General features: G+C 48.5%; 19 protein-coding genes. 4 read left to right on the top strand and 15 right to left on the bottom strand.

The window, feature by feature from the left end; all coding sequences use genetic code 11:
• The first annotated feature begins 86 nt into the window (after positions 1-86).
• Complete coding sequence (locus ACLR2L_RS11295; RefSeq protein ID WP_413368304.1) at positions 87-3,179, top strand: hypothetical protein; 3,093 nt, start codon at positions 87-89, stop codon at positions 3,177-3,179.
• Positions 3,180-3,216: 37 nt separating this feature from the next.
• Here ACLR2L_RS11295 and ACLR2L_RS11300 read toward each other — a convergent pair whose 3' ends face one another.
• The 11 genes from ACLR2L_RS11300 to ACLR2L_RS11350 all read right to left on the bottom strand — a co-directional run bounded on the left by ACLR2L_RS11300 (position 3,217) and on the right by ACLR2L_RS11350 (position 12,689).
• Positions 3,217-3,666: a DUF3291 domain-containing protein gene (locus ACLR2L_RS11300; protein ID WP_413368306.1), complete on the bottom strand. Its 450-nt coding sequence runs from the start codon at positions 3,664-3,666 to the stop codon at positions 3,217-3,219.
• A gap of 108 nt (positions 3,667-3,774) precedes the next feature.
• Positions 3,775-4,203: a hypothetical protein gene (locus tag ACLR2L_RS11305; RefSeq protein ID WP_413368308.1), complete on the bottom strand. Its 429-nt coding sequence runs from the start codon at positions 4,201-4,203 to the stop codon at positions 3,775-3,777.
• A 117-nt stretch (positions 4,204-4,320) separates the two neighbouring features.
• Complete coding sequence (locus tag ACLR2L_RS11310; RefSeq protein WP_413368310.1) at positions 4,321-5,859, bottom strand: SulP family inorganic anion transporter; 1,539 nt, start codon at positions 5,857-5,859, stop codon at positions 4,321-4,323.
• A gap of 10 nt (positions 5,860-5,869) precedes the next feature.
• Positions 5,870-6,517, bottom strand: coding sequence for a carbonic anhydrase (locus ACLR2L_RS11315; protein ID WP_413368312.1), 648 nt, complete (start codon positions 6,515-6,517; stop codon positions 5,870-5,872).
• Positions 6,518-6,879: 362 nt separating this feature from the next.
• The gene (locus ACLR2L_RS11320; RefSeq protein WP_413368314.1) at positions 6,880-7,854 is read right to left on the bottom strand and encodes a hypothetical protein; all 975 of its coding nucleotides are present in this window, start codon (positions 7,852-7,854) and stop codon (positions 6,880-6,882) included.
• Between the two features lie 43 nt (positions 7,855-7,897).
• Positions 7,898-8,662, bottom strand: a complete 765-nt coding sequence (locus ACLR2L_RS11325; RefSeq protein ID WP_413368316.1) for a hypothetical protein — start codon at positions 8,660-8,662, stop codon at positions 7,898-7,900.
• On the bottom strand, positions 8,656-9,222 hold the full coding sequence (locus ACLR2L_RS11330) for a hypothetical protein (protein WP_413368318.1): 567 nt from the start codon (positions 9,220-9,222) through the stop codon (positions 8,656-8,658). The genes ACLR2L_RS11325 and ACLR2L_RS11330 overlap by 7 nt, the downstream gene beginning before the upstream one ends.
• On the bottom strand, positions 9,219-9,827 hold the full coding sequence (locus ACLR2L_RS11335) for a sigma-70 family RNA polymerase sigma factor (RefSeq protein ID WP_140956473.1): 609 nt from the start codon (positions 9,825-9,827) through the stop codon (positions 9,219-9,221). The genes ACLR2L_RS11330 and ACLR2L_RS11335 overlap by 4 nt, the downstream gene beginning before the upstream one ends.
• A gap of 11 nt (positions 9,828-9,838) precedes the next feature.
• The gene (locus ACLR2L_RS11340; RefSeq protein ID WP_413368321.1) at positions 9,839-10,501 is read right to left on the bottom strand and encodes a TonB family protein; all 663 of its coding nucleotides are present in this window, start codon (positions 10,499-10,501) and stop codon (positions 9,839-9,841) included.
• 120 nt (positions 10,502-10,621) lie between these two features.
• On the bottom strand, positions 10,622-11,494 hold the full coding sequence (locus ACLR2L_RS11345; protein ID WP_413368323.1) for a 5'-methylthioadenosine/S-adenosylhomocysteine nucleosidase: 873 nt from the start codon (positions 11,492-11,494) through the stop codon (positions 10,622-10,624).
• 4 nt (positions 11,495-11,498) lie between these two features.
• Positions 11,499-12,689 carry an NRAMP family divalent metal transporter gene (locus tag ACLR2L_RS11350; RefSeq protein WP_413368339.1) on the bottom strand — a complete coding sequence of 397 codons (1,191 nt, stop codon included), beginning with the start codon at positions 12,687-12,689 and terminating at the stop codon, positions 11,499-11,501.
• Between the two features lie 409 nt (positions 12,690-13,098).
• Between ACLR2L_RS11350 and ACLR2L_RS11355 the strand changes: the two genes are divergently transcribed.
• The 3 genes from ACLR2L_RS11355 to ACLR2L_RS11365 all read left to right on the top strand — a co-directional run bounded on the left by ACLR2L_RS11355 (position 13,099) and on the right by ACLR2L_RS11365 (position 14,648).
• A complete protein-coding gene (locus ACLR2L_RS11355) occupies positions 13,099-13,353 on the top strand; it encodes a type II toxin-antitoxin system Phd/YefM family antitoxin (protein WP_413368325.1) in 255 nt (84 codons plus the stop codon).
• Positions 13,346-13,609: a Txe/YoeB family addiction module toxin gene (locus ACLR2L_RS11360; protein WP_413368327.1), complete on the top strand. Its 264-nt coding sequence runs from the start codon at positions 13,346-13,348 to the stop codon at positions 13,607-13,609. The genes ACLR2L_RS11355 and ACLR2L_RS11360 overlap by 8 nt, the downstream gene beginning before the upstream one ends.
• Positions 13,610-13,754: 145 nt before the next feature.
• Positions 13,755-14,648 carry a DMT family transporter gene (locus tag ACLR2L_RS11365; protein ID WP_413368329.1) on the top strand — a complete coding sequence of 298 codons (894 nt, stop codon included), beginning with the start codon at positions 13,755-13,757 and terminating at the stop codon, positions 14,646-14,648.
• Positions 14,649-14,707: 59 nt separating this feature from the next.
• Here the strand turns inward: ACLR2L_RS11365 and ACLR2L_RS11370 are convergent, their stop codons facing one another.
• The 4 genes from ACLR2L_RS11370 to ACLR2L_RS11385 form a co-directional block, all read right to left on the bottom strand.
• On the bottom strand, positions 14,708-15,157 hold the full coding sequence (locus ACLR2L_RS11370; protein WP_413368331.1) for an Hsp20 family protein: 450 nt from the start codon (positions 15,155-15,157) through the stop codon (positions 14,708-14,710).
• Between the two features lie 205 nt (positions 15,158-15,362).
• Positions 15,363-16,637 carry an amidohydrolase family protein gene (locus tag ACLR2L_RS11375; protein WP_413368333.1) on the bottom strand — a complete coding sequence of 425 codons (1,275 nt, stop codon included), beginning with the start codon at positions 16,635-16,637 and terminating at the stop codon, positions 15,363-15,365.
• 85 nt (positions 16,638-16,722) lie between these two features.
• Positions 16,723-18,231, bottom strand: coding sequence for an apolipoprotein N-acyltransferase (gene lnt, locus ACLR2L_RS11380; protein ID WP_413368335.1), 1,509 nt, complete (start codon positions 18,229-18,231; stop codon positions 16,723-16,725).
• Between the two features lie 4 nt (positions 18,232-18,235).
• Positions 18,236-18,598 (bottom strand): transporter associated domain-containing protein (locus tag ACLR2L_RS11385; RefSeq protein ID WP_413368337.1); only part of this gene is annotated, 363 nt, incomplete at its 5' end.

The raw sequence follows: 18,598 nt of genomic DNA on the forward strand, positions 1-18,598 counted from the left end.
ATTTGTTTGGCTAATTTACATTTTATTAACTAAATGGGTTGCTTGGGTAATTCAGGTAACAAGGTAAACAGGTAGGGCACAAAATAATGGTAAACAGGAATAAGTCGTTCACTCCACTGCGAATTGCGCTGGCAGGCTTGCCGATGCTACTGAGCGCGTGTTGTGCAGCACAACTGGCTGACAGGCAGGTAAACAGTCAGCTATCTGCGTCGTCACAGGGCGCTCAGGTAGAGCGTTTAGACCGGGGATTGGTAGTGATCCCAACTGACAATGGCAATCATCTCAGCTGGCGCTTGTTGGCAGATGATCCTGATACTGTCTCGTTTGATGTATACCGCAACGGACAAAAAATTAATTCAGCTAAACTTACTGAAGCCACTTTCTTCACTGATGAGCAGGGAGAGGCAACGGACCGTTACCAGGTAAAGGCATTTTACAGTCGCCAGCATGGTCGCTTTCAACCAGAAGTGCGCGGGGCGGCAGTGTCTGAGGAGGTTTTGCCATGGCAAAACCCCTATTTGTCGATACCACTGGTAAAGCCTGAAGACGACTGGATCCGGGGGCAGGGCTACAGCTATTCGGCAAACGATGCTTCAGTGGCCGACCTCGACGGTGATGGTGAATATGAAATTCTGATCAAATGGTATCCCGATAATGCAAAGGATAATTCGCAAGCCGGGTTTACCGGCCCAACGCTGATCGACGCTTATACTCAGCAAGGCGAACAGTTGTGGCGAATAAACCTGGGGCCGAATATCCGCTCGGGTGCGCATTATACGCAGTTTATTGCTTACGATTTTGACGGCGATGGCCGGGCCGAACTGGCCATGAAAACGGCAGATGGTTCGGTAGACGGCGAAGGACAGGTGATTGGTAATGCGGGGGCTGATCACCGCAATGATGCTGGCTACGTCTTGTCGGGGCCGGAATTCCTGACAATGTTTGATGGTCTTACCGGCAAGGCACTGGACACGATCAATTATGAGCCGCCCAGAGGCGATGTGAGCAGTTGGGGCGATGGCTATGGTAACCGGGTTGACCGCTTCCTGGCCGGGGTTGCTTATTTAGATGGTGAAAAGCCAAGTTTATTTATGGCTCGCGGTTATTACACCCGGGTTGTGGTGGCTGCGTACGACTGGTCTGAAGGCAAATTACAAAGTCGTTGGGTATTTGATACCAATAATGGCGGTGCAGATACGCAGGCATACGGCCAAGGCGCCCATAGCATTACGGTAGGCGATGTAGATGACGACGGCAGGGATGAAATCGTGTATGGCGCCGCAACGATCGACGATGATGGACACCTGCTTTATTCCACTGGTTTGGGCCATGGTGACGCCCAGCATATGACTGATATTGATCCCAATCGTCCGGGCATGGAAATTTATATGGTGCACGAAACGCCCTCAGCCTATACCAAAAATGGTGTGGAATACGGCGTTGAGTTACACGATGCTGCAACAGGTGACATTCTGTGGTATCGGCCCAGCAATCAGGCCGACGTTGGCCGCGGCGTGAGTGCCGATATCGATCCGAATTATCCCGGTAATGAGAATTGGGCTACACGGGGAGGTCTGGTTGCGGCTGATGGTACCGTTATCAGCAGTAACCGGCCTGCGCCAGTGAATTTTGCCACCTGGTGGGATGGTGATTTAAGCCGTGAATTACTCGATAAAACCACTATCTCTAAGTGGTTACCTGAGGTGATGGGTACTACAACCTTACTGGAAGGCGCAGAGTACGGTGTCGTGTCGAACAACGGTACCAAGGCTACCCCCGCGCTGTCAGCGGACATATTTGGTGACTGGCGTGAAGAGGTGATGTGGGCCACCGCAGACAGCAGTGAGTTGCGGATATTCTCAACTACCCATACCACTCAACATCGCTTCCCAACCCTGATGCAGGAAACCCAATACCGCGTGGCTATTGCGTGGCAAAATGTGGGCTACAATCAGCCTCCGCATCCTGCTTTTTATCTGGGCAATGATATGCAGGATGCGCCGGATTATCAGGTTTCTGCCGCAGAACTTGCGCCTTTCTATGCCGCTTCTGCAAATGGATTTGAGCAGCAAATTACGGTAAATGTTTATCAGCACGGTGATAAAGTTCGCCATACCAGACTGTATCGCAGTACGTCGGATGATCCTGACAATAAGCAACTAATTGCAACCCTCAGCAAAGGTGAATCGCGCTATACCGACACCGATGTGCAACCTGATGTGACATATCTGTATTGGGCAGAACTGGATCTGGTAAGACAGTTCAATACCGTTTCATTACCACCAACGTATGCATCGCTAAGCAGCAGTCTGCTGCCGGTTGTGAAAGTATTTCCGGTTAGCAGCGATGCACCGGTAAGCTTGTCGTGGTTTACCCGTGAAATTGATATTGCTGGGATTGAAATTATCCGTGCAGCACTGACTGATCCGTCAGCCGATCCTGCTTCATTACCAAGACTTACTGTGGCCACACTATCACCAGCAGATACCACTTGGACAGACACAACCAGTGTAGGCGGTGAGCGTTACTATTACTGGTTGGCGTTCATTACCACCAGTGGCGAGCGGGTGGAAGAGGGGCCTGTGTTTGCAGAGCGCTTTTTAGTACCCAAAACGCACTTAATCAGCGAAGAAGTTCAGGGGGGCATACAAATCAGCTGGTCGTTAGAGGATTTCCCCCAGCCAATACAAGGCGTACAGGTGTATCGCAATACCAGCGAGCAATTAAGTGGCCGGACGCGGATCAGCTCAAGTGCGCCTGTAGCAGGTTCTATAATTGATTCGCAAAGTTTAGAGCCGGGTACTACTTACTGGTATATGTTTAAGCTCACGATGCAGGATGGTAGTACTGTTAATACGGATCCCGAAGCGGCCATTACCTATTCGCAGATAAGCGCACAGCCGCAAACCAACCTGACCAGTCAAAAGGCAGAGGGCGGTATTCAGCTTAACTGGTCATTGGCTGGCTTTGCACAACCCATCCGCAGTGTGCAGATTTACCGCAACACCAGTGCGCAATTGAGTGGCCGTACCCGCATAAACCCGGGTGCTGCCGAAACCGGCAGTTTTCTGGATACCCAAAATCTGGTTGAAGGGACGCAATACTGGTACATGTTTAAACTTACCATGCAGGATGGTAGTACCATCAACACCGATCCGGAAGCCGTGGTGACTTACTGAACGGTAAATCCGTTTTGCCATTCCCCCTGTTGCCGAATCAGGTGCTGGGTGAGGGTGCCGGATAATTTGATTTAAATGAAAAGGCCTCAGGCGATTCCCCTTGCTCCTGGAGCAGGGTGAGTCGTTCGAGCGCTTCATCAATAGTAGGAATATGACCATCCTCAATCCACCATAGTACATACATGTTGGTTTGAGGGGCAAAAAACCATTCACTTTTTCTGCGTAAAAAATCCCGGTGGATGGTTTTAAACAGAAAGTTCTTTAATGTTTGCGGGCAAGACCATACCGACATATTCAGTATTACATCCGGGTCGTCGAAGGCTTTGATGTTGGTTGCGTTACCTGCATCGTCCTTGAGCCGCCAGATAAACCCTTCGCTCGCTTCTGCAATGGCGTTTACGCGGTCCAGGTTATCAACAAAATCTTTAATTCTGGGATCGTCTAGCGGATAACGGGCTTTGGCTACATTAAGTTGAGCGAGTTGCATAGGGCGTTCCTTGTCCGAATTGAAAAAACGGCGGGTGGCGAATACCACCCTATGTCTATTTTATTGGGGCAATGAACAGAAATTAAACAGTATGACGAGATGTTTTTGTCAGGCAAACCGTTTTGCGATTACCTGTTTTGGATACTGTGCATTAAATCCTTCGTGTTGCAGCCACATGATGGCGGTATCTACGTCGTTAAAGTGATGCAGCATAAAGCGAATACTGCCCGGAGCCAGCATGCGGTTTAACTGATACTCTTTGAGCATGTTCGGGCTATAAACGTGGGCGGCTAATTTCAGATTGTTCAGGTTACACCAAAGCGCCAGTTCGTGAATGATGGGTTCTATTTCAGGTGTGCCCAATACCCAGCTATCCAGATAAACAATATGTGCCCAGGGAGAGGACGATAATGCAGAAGCGTGTTTTACAAACGCAGTTTGATAGCGTTTCGCAATTGCCTCGTTCCACACACCGCTAACACTGGCGTTCAGTATGTTACCCGTTGTCCAAATTTCAAAATCGCCGGTACCTTTCACATCACACTCCGTTTTAGATGCTCTGGATTAAACATAGCGCTAATTTGATAATTTTCAACAGGGCTGGGCTATTGGGAAGAAGTCGGAGCAGGGGCCTGCTCCGGCAGAGTGAAAAGCTTAGTATTTTAGCGCGACCGTTTCTACCAAAATGTTGCGGTGATGGGCCTTGGCACTGAAGTCTTTCACCAGTTCAACTACATCAAACGCCACGGATTTTGAGTTAGTAAAATCCAGAATAACTTTTGAATTATCTGGCAGTGAATTCAGTTTCTTTAAAATACTGGGCTTGTTGAAAAACGACACTTCTTCAGCGAGCACAATGTGGTGGGTTTCCATATCGTGTTGGTTTTCTACCGTATCGCGGAAGTGGAAGGAGTTTTTGTAACTGTGCTTTAAGGTAAAAAACACACTCACGGCCAAGCCTGCAATAACCCCTGATAACAGATCCGTTACCAGCATTACGATGATGGTTGCCATAAACGGTAGAAATTGCTCCCAGCCGGCGCGGTACATTACTTTAAACGTAGCCGGTTTGGCCAGTTTGTAACCCACAATGATGAGTACCGCCGCCAAAGAAGCCAGCGGGATCATATTAAGCAAGCCGCCAATAGCTGCAACAGCAATGAGCAGGAAGAAACCATGCATAATGGCACTGAGTTTCGTTCTGGCGCCAAACGCAATATTGGCTGAACTTCGCACAATGACCTGTGTTACCGGTAAGCCACCCAATAATCCGGACACAATATTCCCCAAGCCCTGAGCTTTTAGTTCACGGTTTGCTGGCGTGGTATTTCTTTGTGGGTCCAGTTTGTCCGTTGCTTCTACGCTGAGCAGCGTTTCAATACTGGCCACTACAGCCATGACTGCAGCAATAGTGAGTACATCAAGCGAGAACATCTGTGTAAATGCCGGGAACGCCATTTCGTTGGTAAGATCGGCAAAACTATTAATTACCGGCAGCGACACTAATTGGTCAGCACTAAGTGGAGAGCTTGCCTGACTCAATATAACGCTGAATAGGATACCCAACAGCACAACAACGATGGGCCCCTGAATAAGCTGAAATACCTTGTGACGTGGTGTGAGGTATTTATCCCATACAACAAGCAACAAAAGGGAAAATGCCGATATCAACAATGCAGGTAACGAAATTTGGGAGATCGCATGGGTGATGGCAGAAAAGGTATTTTCGCCGTTGGTTTGTTGAAACGCCTGCTCACCCAGAAAGTCTGCATGCCAGCCCAGTAAATAGGGAAGTTGCTTAAGGATAATCAACAAACCTATGCCCGTTAACATACCCGTGATGACAGAGGTGGGGAAAAAGTATGCAACAAATCCGGCGCGTAGGTACCCAAGGGCGATTTGGAAAATACCCGCAAGCACTACGGCGCACAAAAAGAGTTCCCAGCTTCCCAGGGTGGTGATCGCGTCAAATACAATAACCGCCAGACCAGCAGCCGGTCCGCTTACACCCAGACGCGAGCCACTTGCCATGCCAACCACAATACCACCTACAATGCCGGCAATGATACCGGAGAAAAGTGGTGCACCTGATGCCAGCGCTATACCTAAACACAAGGGAAGGGCAACGAAAAACACCACAATACTGGCAGGTAAATCCTGCTTGATGTGTTTAAATGAGAGTTCCGTTTTCATTATTTAATCCTTACATTCCTGCCGCCAGTTTGGCTTCGGCATACGCTTGTTCCATTTCTTCGAAGGCATTGGTTTGCGGGTTCCAGCAAGCAATTGTGCCGTGCTCAATGTTGTACACCCAACCGTGCAGTTGAATAGCGCCAGTGGCTAATTTGGCTGCTACCGCAGGGTGGGTTTTAATATGTTGCAACTGTTGCAGCACGTTTTCCTGTGTAACGTCATCAAGCTGATTTAACGTCACTTCGCCATGTTTCTCTCTAATGACTTCTGTGGCACAGCGGCAATGTCCCAGCCATGCTTTCACATGAGGAAGGCTGTCGAGCTTTTCTGGTGAGATTGCGCCTTTCATGGCACCACAGTCTGTGTGCCCGCAAATTACCACGTGCTTAACCCCCAGCGCTGCAACGGCAAACTCAATGGATGCGGTCATGCCGCCGGTTTGGTTGCTATGCGGTGGTACAATATTGCCTGCATTGCGGCAAATAAATAAATCGCCTGGTGCGGTTTGCGTTACCAGATTGGGATCAATGCGGGAATCAGAACAGGTGATAAACAATACTTCCGGACTTTGACCATTGGCCAGTTTCTTAAATGTGTCCTGTTGCTCGGGAAAGATATCTCGCTGGAATTTAGCGACGCCAGAAATTACGTGATCCATAAGAAGCGCTCCGAAATGAGAAGAGAAAATAAAACAATCTGACAATCATAGTGTGTGATAAATATATAGTTTAATATCTTACTCGGTGATAGTTAAAAGCTATCATGGTGTAAAGTCGCGGCGAGTCGGATATTTACCGCGCCGAATTGCGGGAACTCAGTGTTTTTTACTGCAAACAATCAAAATTTTGCGATAAATAACTGAGCGTATTTTGAGGGGGAAATCTTTTATAAAACAACAATTTGTAAATTAATTGTTTATTTTGTTTAATTGATGTAATCAGTGTGTTTTGGTTGTGTTTTGGCGGTTCGCAACACGCGCTTGTGATGTTAAACGCAAACGTTGGTTAGCCACGATTTCGCTTAGCGTTGTTCAGCTCGCTGTTTCATTAGCCCGAGTAACATTACGTGAAAATCGTGGAAAATTACCTTTCCCCACACCCTTGAATACCAGCCCAGGTTGGTATTGTCTTCCAGTGTGGTACTTAGGGTTAAGCGGGTATAGCCTTCCGGTGTGGGTTCGAGCGTGTAGGCGCCATAAAGTGGTGAGAATATCTCGCCACCCAGTTTTACGTGCTTGTCTAACGCGTGGTCGGGTATGCGTTCAGGATCGATCTTAAACTGATACGCCATTTGTTTTGCTGGCTCCCAAACGGTGATCACTTCCTCAAACACAACGCCTTTTTCCCATTCACTGGTCCTTACCGCATCGCGGGCTAACCCTGTCATTGACGCTCGTAAAGGACGTGGAATACCGATTAGCTGCCCAAATGACCACGGCAATTCTTGCTTGCTTATTACATCCACATTACCAATTTCTCGCCAAACCTGTTCTGGTGTGGCCGCAATCAAAATGCTGTCGGTAACGGTATATTGATAGGAAGATGAAAATGCAGTTAACTCAACCGGTGTGCACACAATGGGTAATAACATTACCGATAACAGCGGTTTGTGCGGCGCGTTTTTACGGTGTAAGTGAATCCAACGCGCGGCTAAACCGCCCATACTGGCGCAAAAGAAAAAAGCCGGTGAGGCAAGTACTACGCAAATACTGCCTTCGAGAAGTGTTACTACAGTTACCAACAAACACACTAAAACCGGTTGCCAGGCTAGTCGAATGGCACTGGAAGAAGACACACTGCTCCCTTGTTTTAATTCACAATAAAGACGCAGATAACCCACAGCAAAGGGCACCAGAAACAAGAAAGATAGAGTAACCAGGCCATTGAGATGACTAAGTGATTCCAGTTCCCATATTACCCGGAATAGTAGGCCATACATTGCACCAGCAATGATGCCAATTCTCGATGGCGTTAATGTCAATGTTGGCTTAATCATTACATTCCTTGTATTTCATTTATCCTGATGATTACGTTACTGGTTAGTCCTGTGACGGCAATAAAAGTTCGCCATTGCGGGGCATCTTGCTTATATCTTGCAGTATCTCGCTTAGATAATCGGCAAAATCCAGGTTATCCGGTTGTTTAATTCCACTGACTAACTGCTCAAAAGCGATATGATACGCCTGGCTTTGTGCTGGCTGATCAAGAGTGTGACTGTAGGCTGCCGCCAAATACAGATATTGCAGGTGCTGGTATTCGTTAATGGCACCTGATTCAGCGCCTGCCAACATATCGCGAATTTCTTCCAGTGCTGCCTGGCGATACTGTGTCGCTTTGTCGGTATTGCCCAGTTCCTGATACCAGCGGGCGAGCAGGCGTTTTAGGTGATTTTTACCGTGAATGTCCAGATCTCGCAGCGCGTACACGCTTTCAAGTGCAGTCAGCGTTTCTTCAAGGGTGCCGGGCGCTGAACGCCGTGACGTTAAATAGGAGGCTATTGAGGTTTTTTCCTGCTCGGTGAGTGCAAAGTCACCAATTAAACCCACAAAGCCTGATGCCTCACAAACCCATATTCCATGGGGATCGGTATATGGCCAAAATACCTGATCATATTTACTGGACCAGTGATAAATGTAGCTACCGTAACTGGCGGGTTCGCTAACGTGGCAGGTTTCACCCGCCAATATCGGATCGTCGACTTCACTCTCAACCCAGGTAGTGGCTGTTGCGTTTATGCTCAGCAACACCGCCAGATAACCCACCGCCAGGGGCTTTGTCCTGGGTAACAATGCTATGCTTAGCATAAGTTTTTCCTGCTTTGGGTAATTTGAATTAAGCGTCCCTGATCATCAAACACCAGCTCAACAAAATTACCAGCCATCAATTCAGCATCGGCGTGTTTTGTTTGCATCAGATCCTGCATGAGTTGGGGCGATACGGTGATTTTTTGATTATTACAGTCGGTAAAAAGCCAGTTTCCTTCGTGTTTGGCCAGCATGGCGTGCTTGGAGTGAAAGGCTTTCAGGGTAGCAAGGTTGTCGGTGTATTTTTGATTGTATACCATGAGTTTTTGCTGGTACTTACTGGCCTCAGGCAGTTCATTTTCGTAGCCGTGATAGGCAACGGCCACCTCCAGCCCATCCGTTACTGCTATAGGGGCTTGTCTGACAACGCTGTTCATTGCATAAATGACTACCAGGCAGCACAGCGCACCAGCCAACGCCATCCACTCTTTTCCGGGCAGATAAATACGCCAGGAGAACGGTTGCCTGGCTTGATTGAGTACCTGCCTCTTAATGCGTCCCGGTGCCGGATATTGCTGCTTACTGCGTTCGTAAGCGTGTTTAAAATCGTTGTCGTTCATGCTGTTGGTTTCCACAGTTTACGCAGGTTATCGCGGGCGTAGCGCAGGCGGGTTTTAACGGTTTCCACCGGCACGTTACATATGGTGGCGATATCCTGCAGACTGAAATCTTCCTGTTGCAGCGAGAAGGCTTCGCGCTGGGTAAAGGGCAATAGTTTCAAAGCCTGATGAAAGTCATCGCAGGGGGACGTTTCCTGATGATTATCGGGCAGGGTGTCAATATCATCGTCGTAGGTCCAGCGCTTGTTGCGGCGGATCTCATCAATCAGCATACGATGACCAATGGTGAATAACCAGGCCTGAAATTGCCCCTGCGCCTGATACAGTTGAGGTGATTCAATGAGCTTTAACCACACTTTCTGGGTAATGTCGGCAGCGGCGTTCGGATCGCTCATTACCAGCAGGTAATAGTAAAGGCGGTTTGCATGTTCATCGTACAAGGCTTCCAATGCCCGGTTGTCGCCCGTGGTTTGATATTGCCGCACCAGCGCATCCGGGTTACTGGTGGCTGAGGCAGACAACGCCAAAGCCGGCGCTGCCTCCTGTCCGGCTGCGGTGAGCCGGTTCTTAATTGTTGTCAGAAATCCTAATCTGGCTATTCCCATTGGCACTGTCCTTATTGCTCTAACGCGAATGTCAGCATGACCTGTAAACCAGTTTGCGCTAAGGGAACACCTTTTTCAACCCGAGGCTGGTATTTCCATTTAGCCAGTGCTCGGCGCGCTTCGCGGTCGAATATGCGTTTAGGTTCGGCATCCAGGATGCTGATGTTCTCCACCGTGCCCTGTGGGGATAAATCGAACGCCAGCTTTACCCAGCCTTCAATGCCATCGCGCGCGGCATCAGGCGGATAGCTGGGGTCAACTCGCACAATGGGGCGGGCCATCATATCCTGATTACCGTTGCCCATGGTGGTATTTATTGTGACTTCGGTATTTACCGTAACCGGATCGATAGTGAAATCCGTATTGGTTGGGCCGGGCTCTTGAGGCGGTATAGTAGGCTTGGATTCTGGCGCTTTTACCGGCTCTGGCATGGGCTTTATCTTGGGGCGTACCTGGATTTTGGATTCTTCCATATCAAACACAATATTTGTAAGTACCGGGTTTTCTGTTGGCGCGGGTAAATCAGCTTGTTGTTCAATGAGTTTGGCCATCATTACAAACAAACTGAACGTTAGCGCGCCTGCTAAGGCAATATTGGTCATCGTTTTCAGGCTGCCAGGGAAAACCAGCGAAGTGGAGGGTAACGCGTTGGGTGTTGCGATATTGGTTTGCATGCGAAGCTCCTTATTATTGGGGCGAAGCGGTGCATGTAATGGTTAACTGAACATTGTCACTGTACCGCCTCTTCATATGCATAACGACTGAGGCGGCAGGATGGGGTGAATTTATTTACATTATTTTTCAGCTGCCAAGTAATACAGCAACATGGCTTTCACAAATGCCTGACAATCCTTGGCGGTAGAGGGGTCATAATGCCCGCCGTTGGTCAGATTGTTGGAGAGCACCCTAATACCCACAAAAGGCACGCCGTAGGCATCTGCAATTTGTGCCGCAGCGGCGGTTTCCATTTCCTCGGTACTGGTACCAAACTGGTCATGTAACCAGGCTATGCGATCCAATTCATTGTTCCAGAAGTTACCGCTGGCGATGGTACCTTCAACTACCTTGCCGCGCATATAGTGTTGTTTTACCGCGTGTGCGGCGGCGATTAATTCGGGTGAGCCCAGGTAGTAACGAATACGCTCGGCATCTTTGGCAGAATCGCCTTCCCCCGCACTGCCGGAAGATGCCAGTAAATCCATCGGTAACCAGGTTAATGGCGCAGAGCCTTCACCTTTGGCTCGAAATGGCGTTTTGAAGTTACTGGCGTTCACCGCGCGTTTACCAATAACAATATCGCCCACTTTCAGGCTGGGATCGTGACCACCAGACGTTCCCTGATTAATAATGGCACGCGGTCTGTAGCGCTCTATACCAATTGCCGTCGCAGCTGCGGTGTTTTCCAGTCCTTTGCCGGTTTGTGCTACAACAATGGGATAACCGTTTAACGTACCCAGATAAAACGTGGCGTGCCCGGATTTTTCCGTGCGTACGTTTTCCAGCAAACTGGCAAAATATTCAGCTTCAATTGGCATGGGGCCCTGAATCATCACCGGGGCTTGAGTGGGTGACGAGGCAGGAATGGCGACGTGCCTGAAATCACCTGCTTGCGACAAGGTTGTGACAAGCAGCGAAGAGAATGTAACTAGCCAGCGTAAGATTGTCATAGCGTCACAGTATCCATTTCCAAATAATAAAAACGGCTAAGAAGCCAAATAAGTAAACGAGTCCAGCCCGGCTTAACCACAACAGGATTTTTCCGCCACTGAGTTCAGGAGGCAAGTTTGCCCGCTGAACCAGCCTGTAGTTAAGCCATGCGAACATGGGCGTGGTAACAAAAGCCAGTGTCATGGCAAAGCCCAGCATGGTGAGTAATGCAGACTGGAAAAATAACACAATAGCGAAACTCATCACCGATACCCAGATCAACCAGCCCACATAGATGTTTTCCGGGATGTCTGACTTTCCCTTCAGCAAACTATGGCATTCGGCCAATGCGCGTGAATAACCGTCGTAAACGGTAATGGCTGAGCCAAAAATACATAAAAATGCAACCACAGCAATAAGGTAACGAGACCACTCACCAATGGTGGATGCATATAAATTAACCAGTTGTTGCGAAAAGCCAATGCCGCCAGTGGCAAGTTGCTCGCCACTGCCATGCAACACCAGTGCGCCCAGAGCCAAAAATACCAGTGCCAGCAAAAGGGTAACAAAATAGCCAAGGTTGAAGTCAAATAGCGCTGACGAAGCTGTTACCTGTTGTTCCTGGCATTGTTGTTTTAACCATAGGGAAGTGATCCCCGAAATTTCAATAGGCGCAGGCATCCAGCCCATGGTGACGACTAAAAAGCCAATGGCAGCCAGAGTCCAGGGGGAAGGCGATTCAAAGCCTGCCGGCGCAACCGGTCCTTGTTGCCAGGCAATTAGCGTGGCGCTTACGGTTGCAATTAGCAGTGCAACCATAATGAATTTAGCAACCTGGTTGAGCAAATGGTAATGCCCGGCTATCAGCACCAGTAACATGGCGGCTAGCAGGCCACCTGCGATCACCGGTAATGGCAGGCTAAACGGTAAAAATAAACTAAACAAACTGGCAGAAAACAACAGCAATGCCGCCGCATTCACAAACGACACCAAAGCATTTAACGCAAAACTGGTAAGCAGATACGGTTTGCCCATGTGTGCATAGCCCGTTTGCAATGTTTGTTGTGTGGCGATGGTGTAACTTACTCCCGCTCGAAAAAACGGATACTTAAACACGTTAACCGCCAGTATTAGCAAGGCGAGTTGCCAGCCGAATTGCGCTCCCGCCTGAGTTGATGCAACTAAATGACTGCCGCCAATGGCTGCGGTAGCCATCAGAATACCCGGGCCAAGACGTTGAATAAGTAGTTTAAGACGATAAAAGCGGTTTTCTGATACCGAGTGCTGTTCCACGAGCATTCCTGCGAAGACGTAAATACAATAGTGCAACCAGTGTATCCTAACTATCTGAGGAATAAGAGAAGATTTCCATGTAATTACGGTTAAGATTGAAATAAAAGTACTGGAATGACATTTTCCGGTGCACTTAAACAACTTTTTCCCGCCGACCCTTAATCGCACAAAGTCATACAGCTTTCCCCAAAATCGCAGATAAGCGCTTTTGTTGCTGTAGATTCTCTATCATTAAGGGTGTGCCGCTCGTGAAAGTTATGCTCAACATCCTGTACATGTGCTCAGGCCTTCGCTAAACTTGTACTATATAATGTACAAGTGAGGTGCAGATATGAGAATCGTCTCTTTTACCGAAGCCCGCAATAGTCTAAAAACCGTTTTAGATAATGTGATTAATGATGCAGATACCACCATCATCACTCGTCGTGACTCTGAAGATGCTGTTGTAATGTCATTGGAGTATTACAATAGCCTGATGGAAACGGTGCATTTGCTTCGCTCGCCAGCGAACGCTGAACACTTAAATCGTTCAATTGCGCAGTTTAAAGCCGGTAAAACGACTCAGCGAGAACTTATTGATGAGTAACAGGTTGTTATCATGGACTGATGAAGCCTGGAATAGTTATGTCTATTGGCAGACGCAAGACAAGAAGACCCTGAAACGGATTAACAGGCTAATTGCCGATGTTCAGCGCTCACCTTTTGATGGGATCGGAAAACCCGAACCCCTTAAAGAAAATCTGTCGGGATTCTGGTCCCGCAGAATAGATGATACTAATAGGTTGGTATATGCCGTGGACGATTCAGTAATAACGGTTATTTCGTGTCGCTATCATTATTAGCCCATTGCCTGCGTTCGCACCGATTGTGCACCAGCCCAATATTTCACCCACTCACTTCAGCTATAACCGAACCACTCGAAGTTTGATGCAATAAAATGTAATTGGTATAGCATGGCGGTGTATTTTTTACTGCTGGCTTTTTTATATGTTACCGCCTCTATTACTTCTGATTGCCACTATGCTGTGGGGAAGTTCGTTTATAGCACTCAAAATCGCATTTACAGACTATTCACCCATGTGGGTGATATTTCTCAGAATGGCAGTAGCCAGTGTGTGCTTTTTATTCATGTACAAAGGCCTGAAAAAATTTCAGTACCGGGCAGGAGACTGGAAGTTGCTCTTGTTAATGTCGTTGGCAGAGCCCTGTTTATATTTTATTTTTGAAGCCATGGCATTGCAGCACACCTCGGCCGCACAGGCTGGAATGGTCACAGCGGTGTTGCCTCCGTTAGCTGCTGGGCTGGCGTTTATTTTTTTAAAGGAAAGGATCACCGGTGTCGCCTTATTGGGCTTCCTTACCGCTTTTATTGGTTTGGTATGGTTGAGTCTGGCTGCAGAGGAAAATGAGCATGCCAGCAATCCGATACTCGGCAATGCACTGGAATTCGCAGCTATGGCATGTTCTGCTGTTTATTGCGTTTGTCTAAAAAAGTTATCAGAGCGATATTCTCCCGTTACCCTGACGTCCCTTCAGGCTTTCTCAGGCACCATTTTCTTTCTGCCTTTGGCGCTGATGCAGGATACACCTGACTTTACCTTTGGGCCGGCGCTGGCTGCAATCGTGTTCCTTGGTGTGTTTGTAACCTTGGGCGCTTACTTACTCTACAATATCGCTATCGCCAGAATGGACCTTAGCAAAGCGACTATCTTCAGTAACCTGATACCGGTTTATACCATTATATTCGCTTACTGGTTGTTGGATGAAAGCCTGACGAGCAGTCAACTTGCGGCTTGTGGGCTCATTATGTCTGGTGTTGTATTGGGGCAGTCACGACGAAAGCAGTTGCCCGTTGTTACCATGGCGGCGATGCCAGATTAGGTAAAGTGGTAATATGAAAAACGGCGCACAAAGTGCGCCGTTAATCATGGAATGCTTAATTACTGTTTGTTTTCCAGCAAGGTTCGGCCGATTTCTATCTGCCGCGGCTTTTTCTCTTCCGGAATTTCTCTTACCAGGTCGATATTCAGCAAGCCATGTTCAAGTTCTGCTGCGGCCACGTTTACGTGATCGCCTAGGTGGAACTTGCGCTCAAAGCTGCGTTCAGAAATACCCTTGTGCAAGAACTCACGCTTGGTGTCGTCCTGGGCCTCTTCTGGCTTTTTGCCGCTAATGGTTAACGAATTGTCCAGTACTTCAATGGTGACATCGTCTTTGCTAAAACCCGCAATTGCCATGGTAATTCGGTATTTATCCTCGCCCAACAATTCAATGTTGTAAGGGGGATAGGTGGTTTGGCTGCCGTTTTGTGATGCCGCATCAATCATTGATGCCAAACGGTCAAAGCCAATAAATGAACGGTAAAGTGGAGATAGATCGATAGTACGCATAGTCATATCCTCAAAATTAAGCAATATGGTTTTCAATAAGTTGCCCCGCGTTGCGGCGGCAGATTCACCGGTCTTTTATTAAGCCCCGGCAATACTTAATGTGGGAATGCGCAGGTTGAATTCAAGTGAGAAAATTGAAATTTTTTTTAAATTTTATTCAGACAGCAGGGAAATCCGGCGTTTCCCCGCTGAACTAAAAAGGGCATTACATCGCCAGTGACTTCACAATCTGACCGTCTTTTACCACAAGACCCACGTTTTCCAGCAGTGAGATATCATCAAGCGGGTTGCCTTTCACACCCACAATATCGGCCTTCTTACCTTCAGAAACACTGCCCAGCGTATCCTGCTGCTTTAAAAGTGTGGCGGCATTAATGGTGGAGGCCTGAATGGCTTGCATGGGGGTCATGCCAAACTTCACCATACGCGCGAATTGTTTGCCGTTGTCGCCGTGGGGATATACACCAGCATCCGAGCCAAACACCATTTTGACGCCCGCTTTAACAGCTTTGGTAAAGTTATCGCGCTGGCGTTGACCAACAATGCGTTCTTTAGCGAGGCTTTCTTCCAGAATACCTGCTTGTGCTCCTTCCGACAGAATGTATTCGGTAACGTAAATATCCATCGAGAAATAGGTGCCGTGCTTTAGTGCCAGCTTAATGGCCTCGTCATCCAGTAAACTCACGTGCTCAACCGAATCCACACCTGCTTTGATGGCCGTTTTGATGCCGTCTGTACCATGTGCGTGTGTCGCCACGGTTAAACCACGCATATGCGCTTCGTCTACCAGTGCCTGCATTTCTTCAAAAGTATATTGCTGAACGCCTACCTTGGTACCTTTCGATAGCACACCACCGGTACCGCAGAATTTGATCACAGTAGCACCGTATTTAATATTGCGACGCACTTTTTCGCGCACAGCCCACGGGCCATCGGCTACACCTTCACTTACAGTGTGGTACTCGTAGGGCAGCAGATTATCGTCGCAGTGACCGCCTGTTACCCCTAAAGAGGGGCCTGCAACAAACATGCGGGGGCCGGCAATGTCGCCATCGTTAATGGCATCGCGCAAGGCCACATCAGCGAAGCCAGGTGCACCCACATTCCTTACCGTAGTAAAACCGGCCATCAGGGTGGCCTGTGCGTGCTTAACACCGGTCAGGGTAACCCGGGGCAGCGAGTCAGCCAAGCCCTTATAGCCATGCTTAGTCGCATCGCTGGTAAGGTGTACGTGCATGTCCATTAGGCCTGGCAACAGGGTATAATCGCCCAATTCAATGATGCGACTATCACTGGCATAGGTTATCTTGCGCGCTTCACCCGCCGCAATGATGGTGTCGTTTTCAATTACCACGGCTGCATTGTTAATTAATTTGCCGTTTTCAACGTCGAGCAGGCGATCCGCTTTGAGTACCAGGGTTTGTGCAAAGGCGAAACTTGATGTGGCGGCCAAAAGTGCCGCAGCAGCCAGTTTTTTCATTATAAGATCCATAATCAGTTAGTGATTAAAAATCTTATTAAACGCAATACCACGCGGGAAGGGAAGTAAGCTATCGGCCAGTCGATTAAATTTTTCGAGGAGTCGCTCGTTGACTAACGGCAAAGAGGTATAAACCCAGTGTCAATAGCCACACCAGACTGTCACCCCATTGGCGATAGAGGGTTTGCCCCGTAACCGTAGACAATTTAGCTGACAGCGTTGCGGCCTCAAACTGAGGTAAACGTGCAACTACCTGACCTTGGTGGTCGATAAGCGCACTAATGCCATTATTGGTGGTGCGAATAACCGGTAAACCCAATTCACGGGCGCGGACCTGGGCAATTTGTAGATGTTGATCCGGGCCGTGAGACGCGCCAAACCAGGCATCATTGCTCACGGTAATGATAAAGTCGGTATCTTCATACAAATTTGCCGCAACCTGACGTGGAAAGGCAATCTCAAAGCAAATGGCCGGCGCCAGGTGGTAGCCGTTTGCAATCAGATTGGTTTGCTGGAAATCCCCCCGGCTAAACGACGACATGGGTAAGTCAAATAAAGGCGCAAGCGGGCGCAGCAGGTCTTCAAAAGGCACAAATTCACCTACTGGCAGCAGGTGGTGTTTGGCGTAACGATTACCGTGAAAATAGTAATAATGGCCGCTTTCGTCTTGTGGCTGCTTTTTACCCATCACAATTAAATTGTTCCAGGCTTCTTCGCTTTCAAAATTGTAATTTACCACACCGCTGATAATGGCTGTATTGTGCTGGGCTGCACGCGAGTCCATTTGTTGCAGGTACTCCAGCGCCAGCAATTCGAGTTTAGGTACGGCAGCTTCCGGCCATACAATAATGTCGTTGTCCCATAATAGATCAGTCAGTGTTTCGTAGCGGGTCATTGTTGGCTGGTCTTGTTCCGGTACCCAACGCAACGACTGCGCAATATTGCCTTGCACCATACCAATGGACACGTCTTTAACCGGTGTGGTCCAGTGAATCTGATTTAACCCTGCGCTGCCAGCCACCATAATGTCTATTGCAAAGGCACTGACCAGATAACGTCGGGTGTACAGGCTGGCTACCACTGATGCAGAAAGGCCGGCCACAATGGCTGACACACCGGTGTCACCCAATACGGCAAACCAGCCATTCAGCCATCCGTTTAGCTGGCTATAACCAATGGAAAGCCACGGAAAGCCCGATAGCATCCAACTGCGCAACCATTCGCTGGATGTCCAGAACAACGGCAGCGCAAACGGCCACCAGGATATACTGAAATAGCGTTTTAACACGTAAAAGGCAAGAGCCGGGTAGAGCGCCAGATAGCCGCACAACACTAACATCATCAGTATTGAGGCGGCGAGTGGCATGCCGCCAAAGTCGGCAATGCTAACGTGAACCCAGCTTATGCCTGCACCAAACCAGCCCAGTCCAAATATCCAGCCAAGCTTAAAACCTGAAACAGATTGCTTATTGAGTTGATACAAGGCTAAACACAAGGCAACCGGGGTTAGCAGCCAGATATCAAAGGGGGCATAAGCCAGAGTAAGCGAGCTGCCGGCCAGTAAGGCCAGCAGATAAGGCAGCCACTTGCGCAATGCGTTACTCCAGATCGGGCAGGGTTACTTTAAGCTGCACCAATCGGCGCTTATCGGAAGTGGTTATCTTGAACAGAATATTGCCAATGGTAATTTCATCATTGGTTGCTGGCATATGGCCAAAGGCTTTCAGCACAATGCCTCCAATGGTATCGGCTTCTTCTTCACTGAACTTGGTTTCGAAGAACCGATTGAATTCTTCCACCGGCGTGAGTGCTTTTACCGAGTAGGTGTACTTATTGAGTGGACGAATATCGTCGCTCTCGTCCTCTTCGGTATCGTACTCATCCTCGATTTCGCCCACGATCAGTTCCAGGATATCTTCAATGGTTACCAGGCCGGATACACCGCCGTACTCGTCCACCAC

This window comes from Alteromonas sp. AMM-1 (assembly GCF_047290655.1).
Taxonomy (GTDB): Bacteria; Pseudomonadota; Gammaproteobacteria; order Enterobacterales; family Alteromonadaceae; genus Alteromonas; species Alteromonas mangrovi.

Excerpts from the sequence above, each read along its gene's own strand:
- ACLR2L_RS11340 (WP_413368321.1), bottom strand. The coding sequence starts at position 10,501 with ATGCAAACCAATATCGCAACACCCAACGCGTTACCCTCCACTTCGCTG.
- ACLR2L_RS11330 (WP_413368318.1), bottom strand. The coding sequence starts at position 9,222 with ATGAACGACAACGATTTTAAACACGCTTACGAACGCAGTAAGCAGCAA.
- ACLR2L_RS11325 (WP_413368316.1), bottom strand. The coding sequence starts at position 8,662 with ATGCTAAGCATAGCATTGTTACCCAGGACAAAGCCCCTGGCGGTGGGT.
- ACLR2L_RS11315 (WP_413368312.1), bottom strand. The coding sequence starts at position 6,517 with ATGGATCACGTAATTTCTGGCGTCGCTAAATTCCAGCGAGATATCTTT.
- ACLR2L_RS11375 (WP_413368333.1), bottom strand. The coding sequence starts at position 16,637 with ATGAAAAAACTGGCTGCTGCGGCACTTTTGGCCGCCACATCAAGTTTC.
- ACLR2L_RS11320 (WP_413368314.1), bottom strand. The coding sequence starts at position 7,854 with ATGATTAAGCCAACATTGACATTAACGCCATCGAGAATTGGCATCATT.
- ACLR2L_RS11365 (WP_413368329.1), top strand. The coding sequence starts at position 13,755 with ATGTTACCGCCTCTATTACTTCTGATTGCCACTATGCTGTGGGGAAGT.
- ACLR2L_RS11300 (WP_413368306.1), bottom strand. The coding sequence starts at position 3,666 with ATGCAACTCGCTCAACTTAATGTAGCCAAAGCCCGTTATCCGCTAGAC.
- ACLR2L_RS11370 (WP_413368331.1), bottom strand. The coding sequence starts at position 15,157 with ATGCGTACTATCGATCTATCTCCACTTTACCGTTCATTTATTGGCTTT.
- ACLR2L_RS11310 (WP_413368310.1), bottom strand. The coding sequence starts at position 5,859 with ATGAAAACGGAACTCTCATTTAAACACATCAAGCAGGATTTACCTGCC.
- ACLR2L_RS11360 (WP_413368327.1), top strand. The coding sequence starts at position 13,346 with ATGAGTAACAGGTTGTTATCATGGACTGATGAAGCCTGGAATAGTTAT.
- ACLR2L_RS11295 (WP_413368304.1), top strand. The coding sequence starts at position 87 with ATGGTAAACAGGAATAAGTCGTTCACTCCACTGCGAATTGCGCTGGCA.
- ACLR2L_RS11345 (WP_413368323.1), bottom strand. The coding sequence starts at position 11,494 with ATGACAATCTTACGCTGGCTAGTTACATTCTCTTCGCTGCTTGTCACA.
- ACLR2L_RS11355 (WP_413368325.1), top strand. The coding sequence starts at position 13,099 with ATGAGAATCGTCTCTTTTACCGAAGCCCGCAATAGTCTAAAAACCGTT.
- ACLR2L_RS11335 (WP_140956473.1), bottom strand. The coding sequence starts at position 9,827 with ATGGGAATAGCCAGATTAGGATTTCTGACAACAATTAAGAACCGGCTC.
- ACLR2L_RS11350 (WP_413368339.1), bottom strand. The coding sequence starts at position 12,689 with ATGGCTACCGCAGCCATTGGCGGCAGTCATTTAGTTGCATCAACTCAG.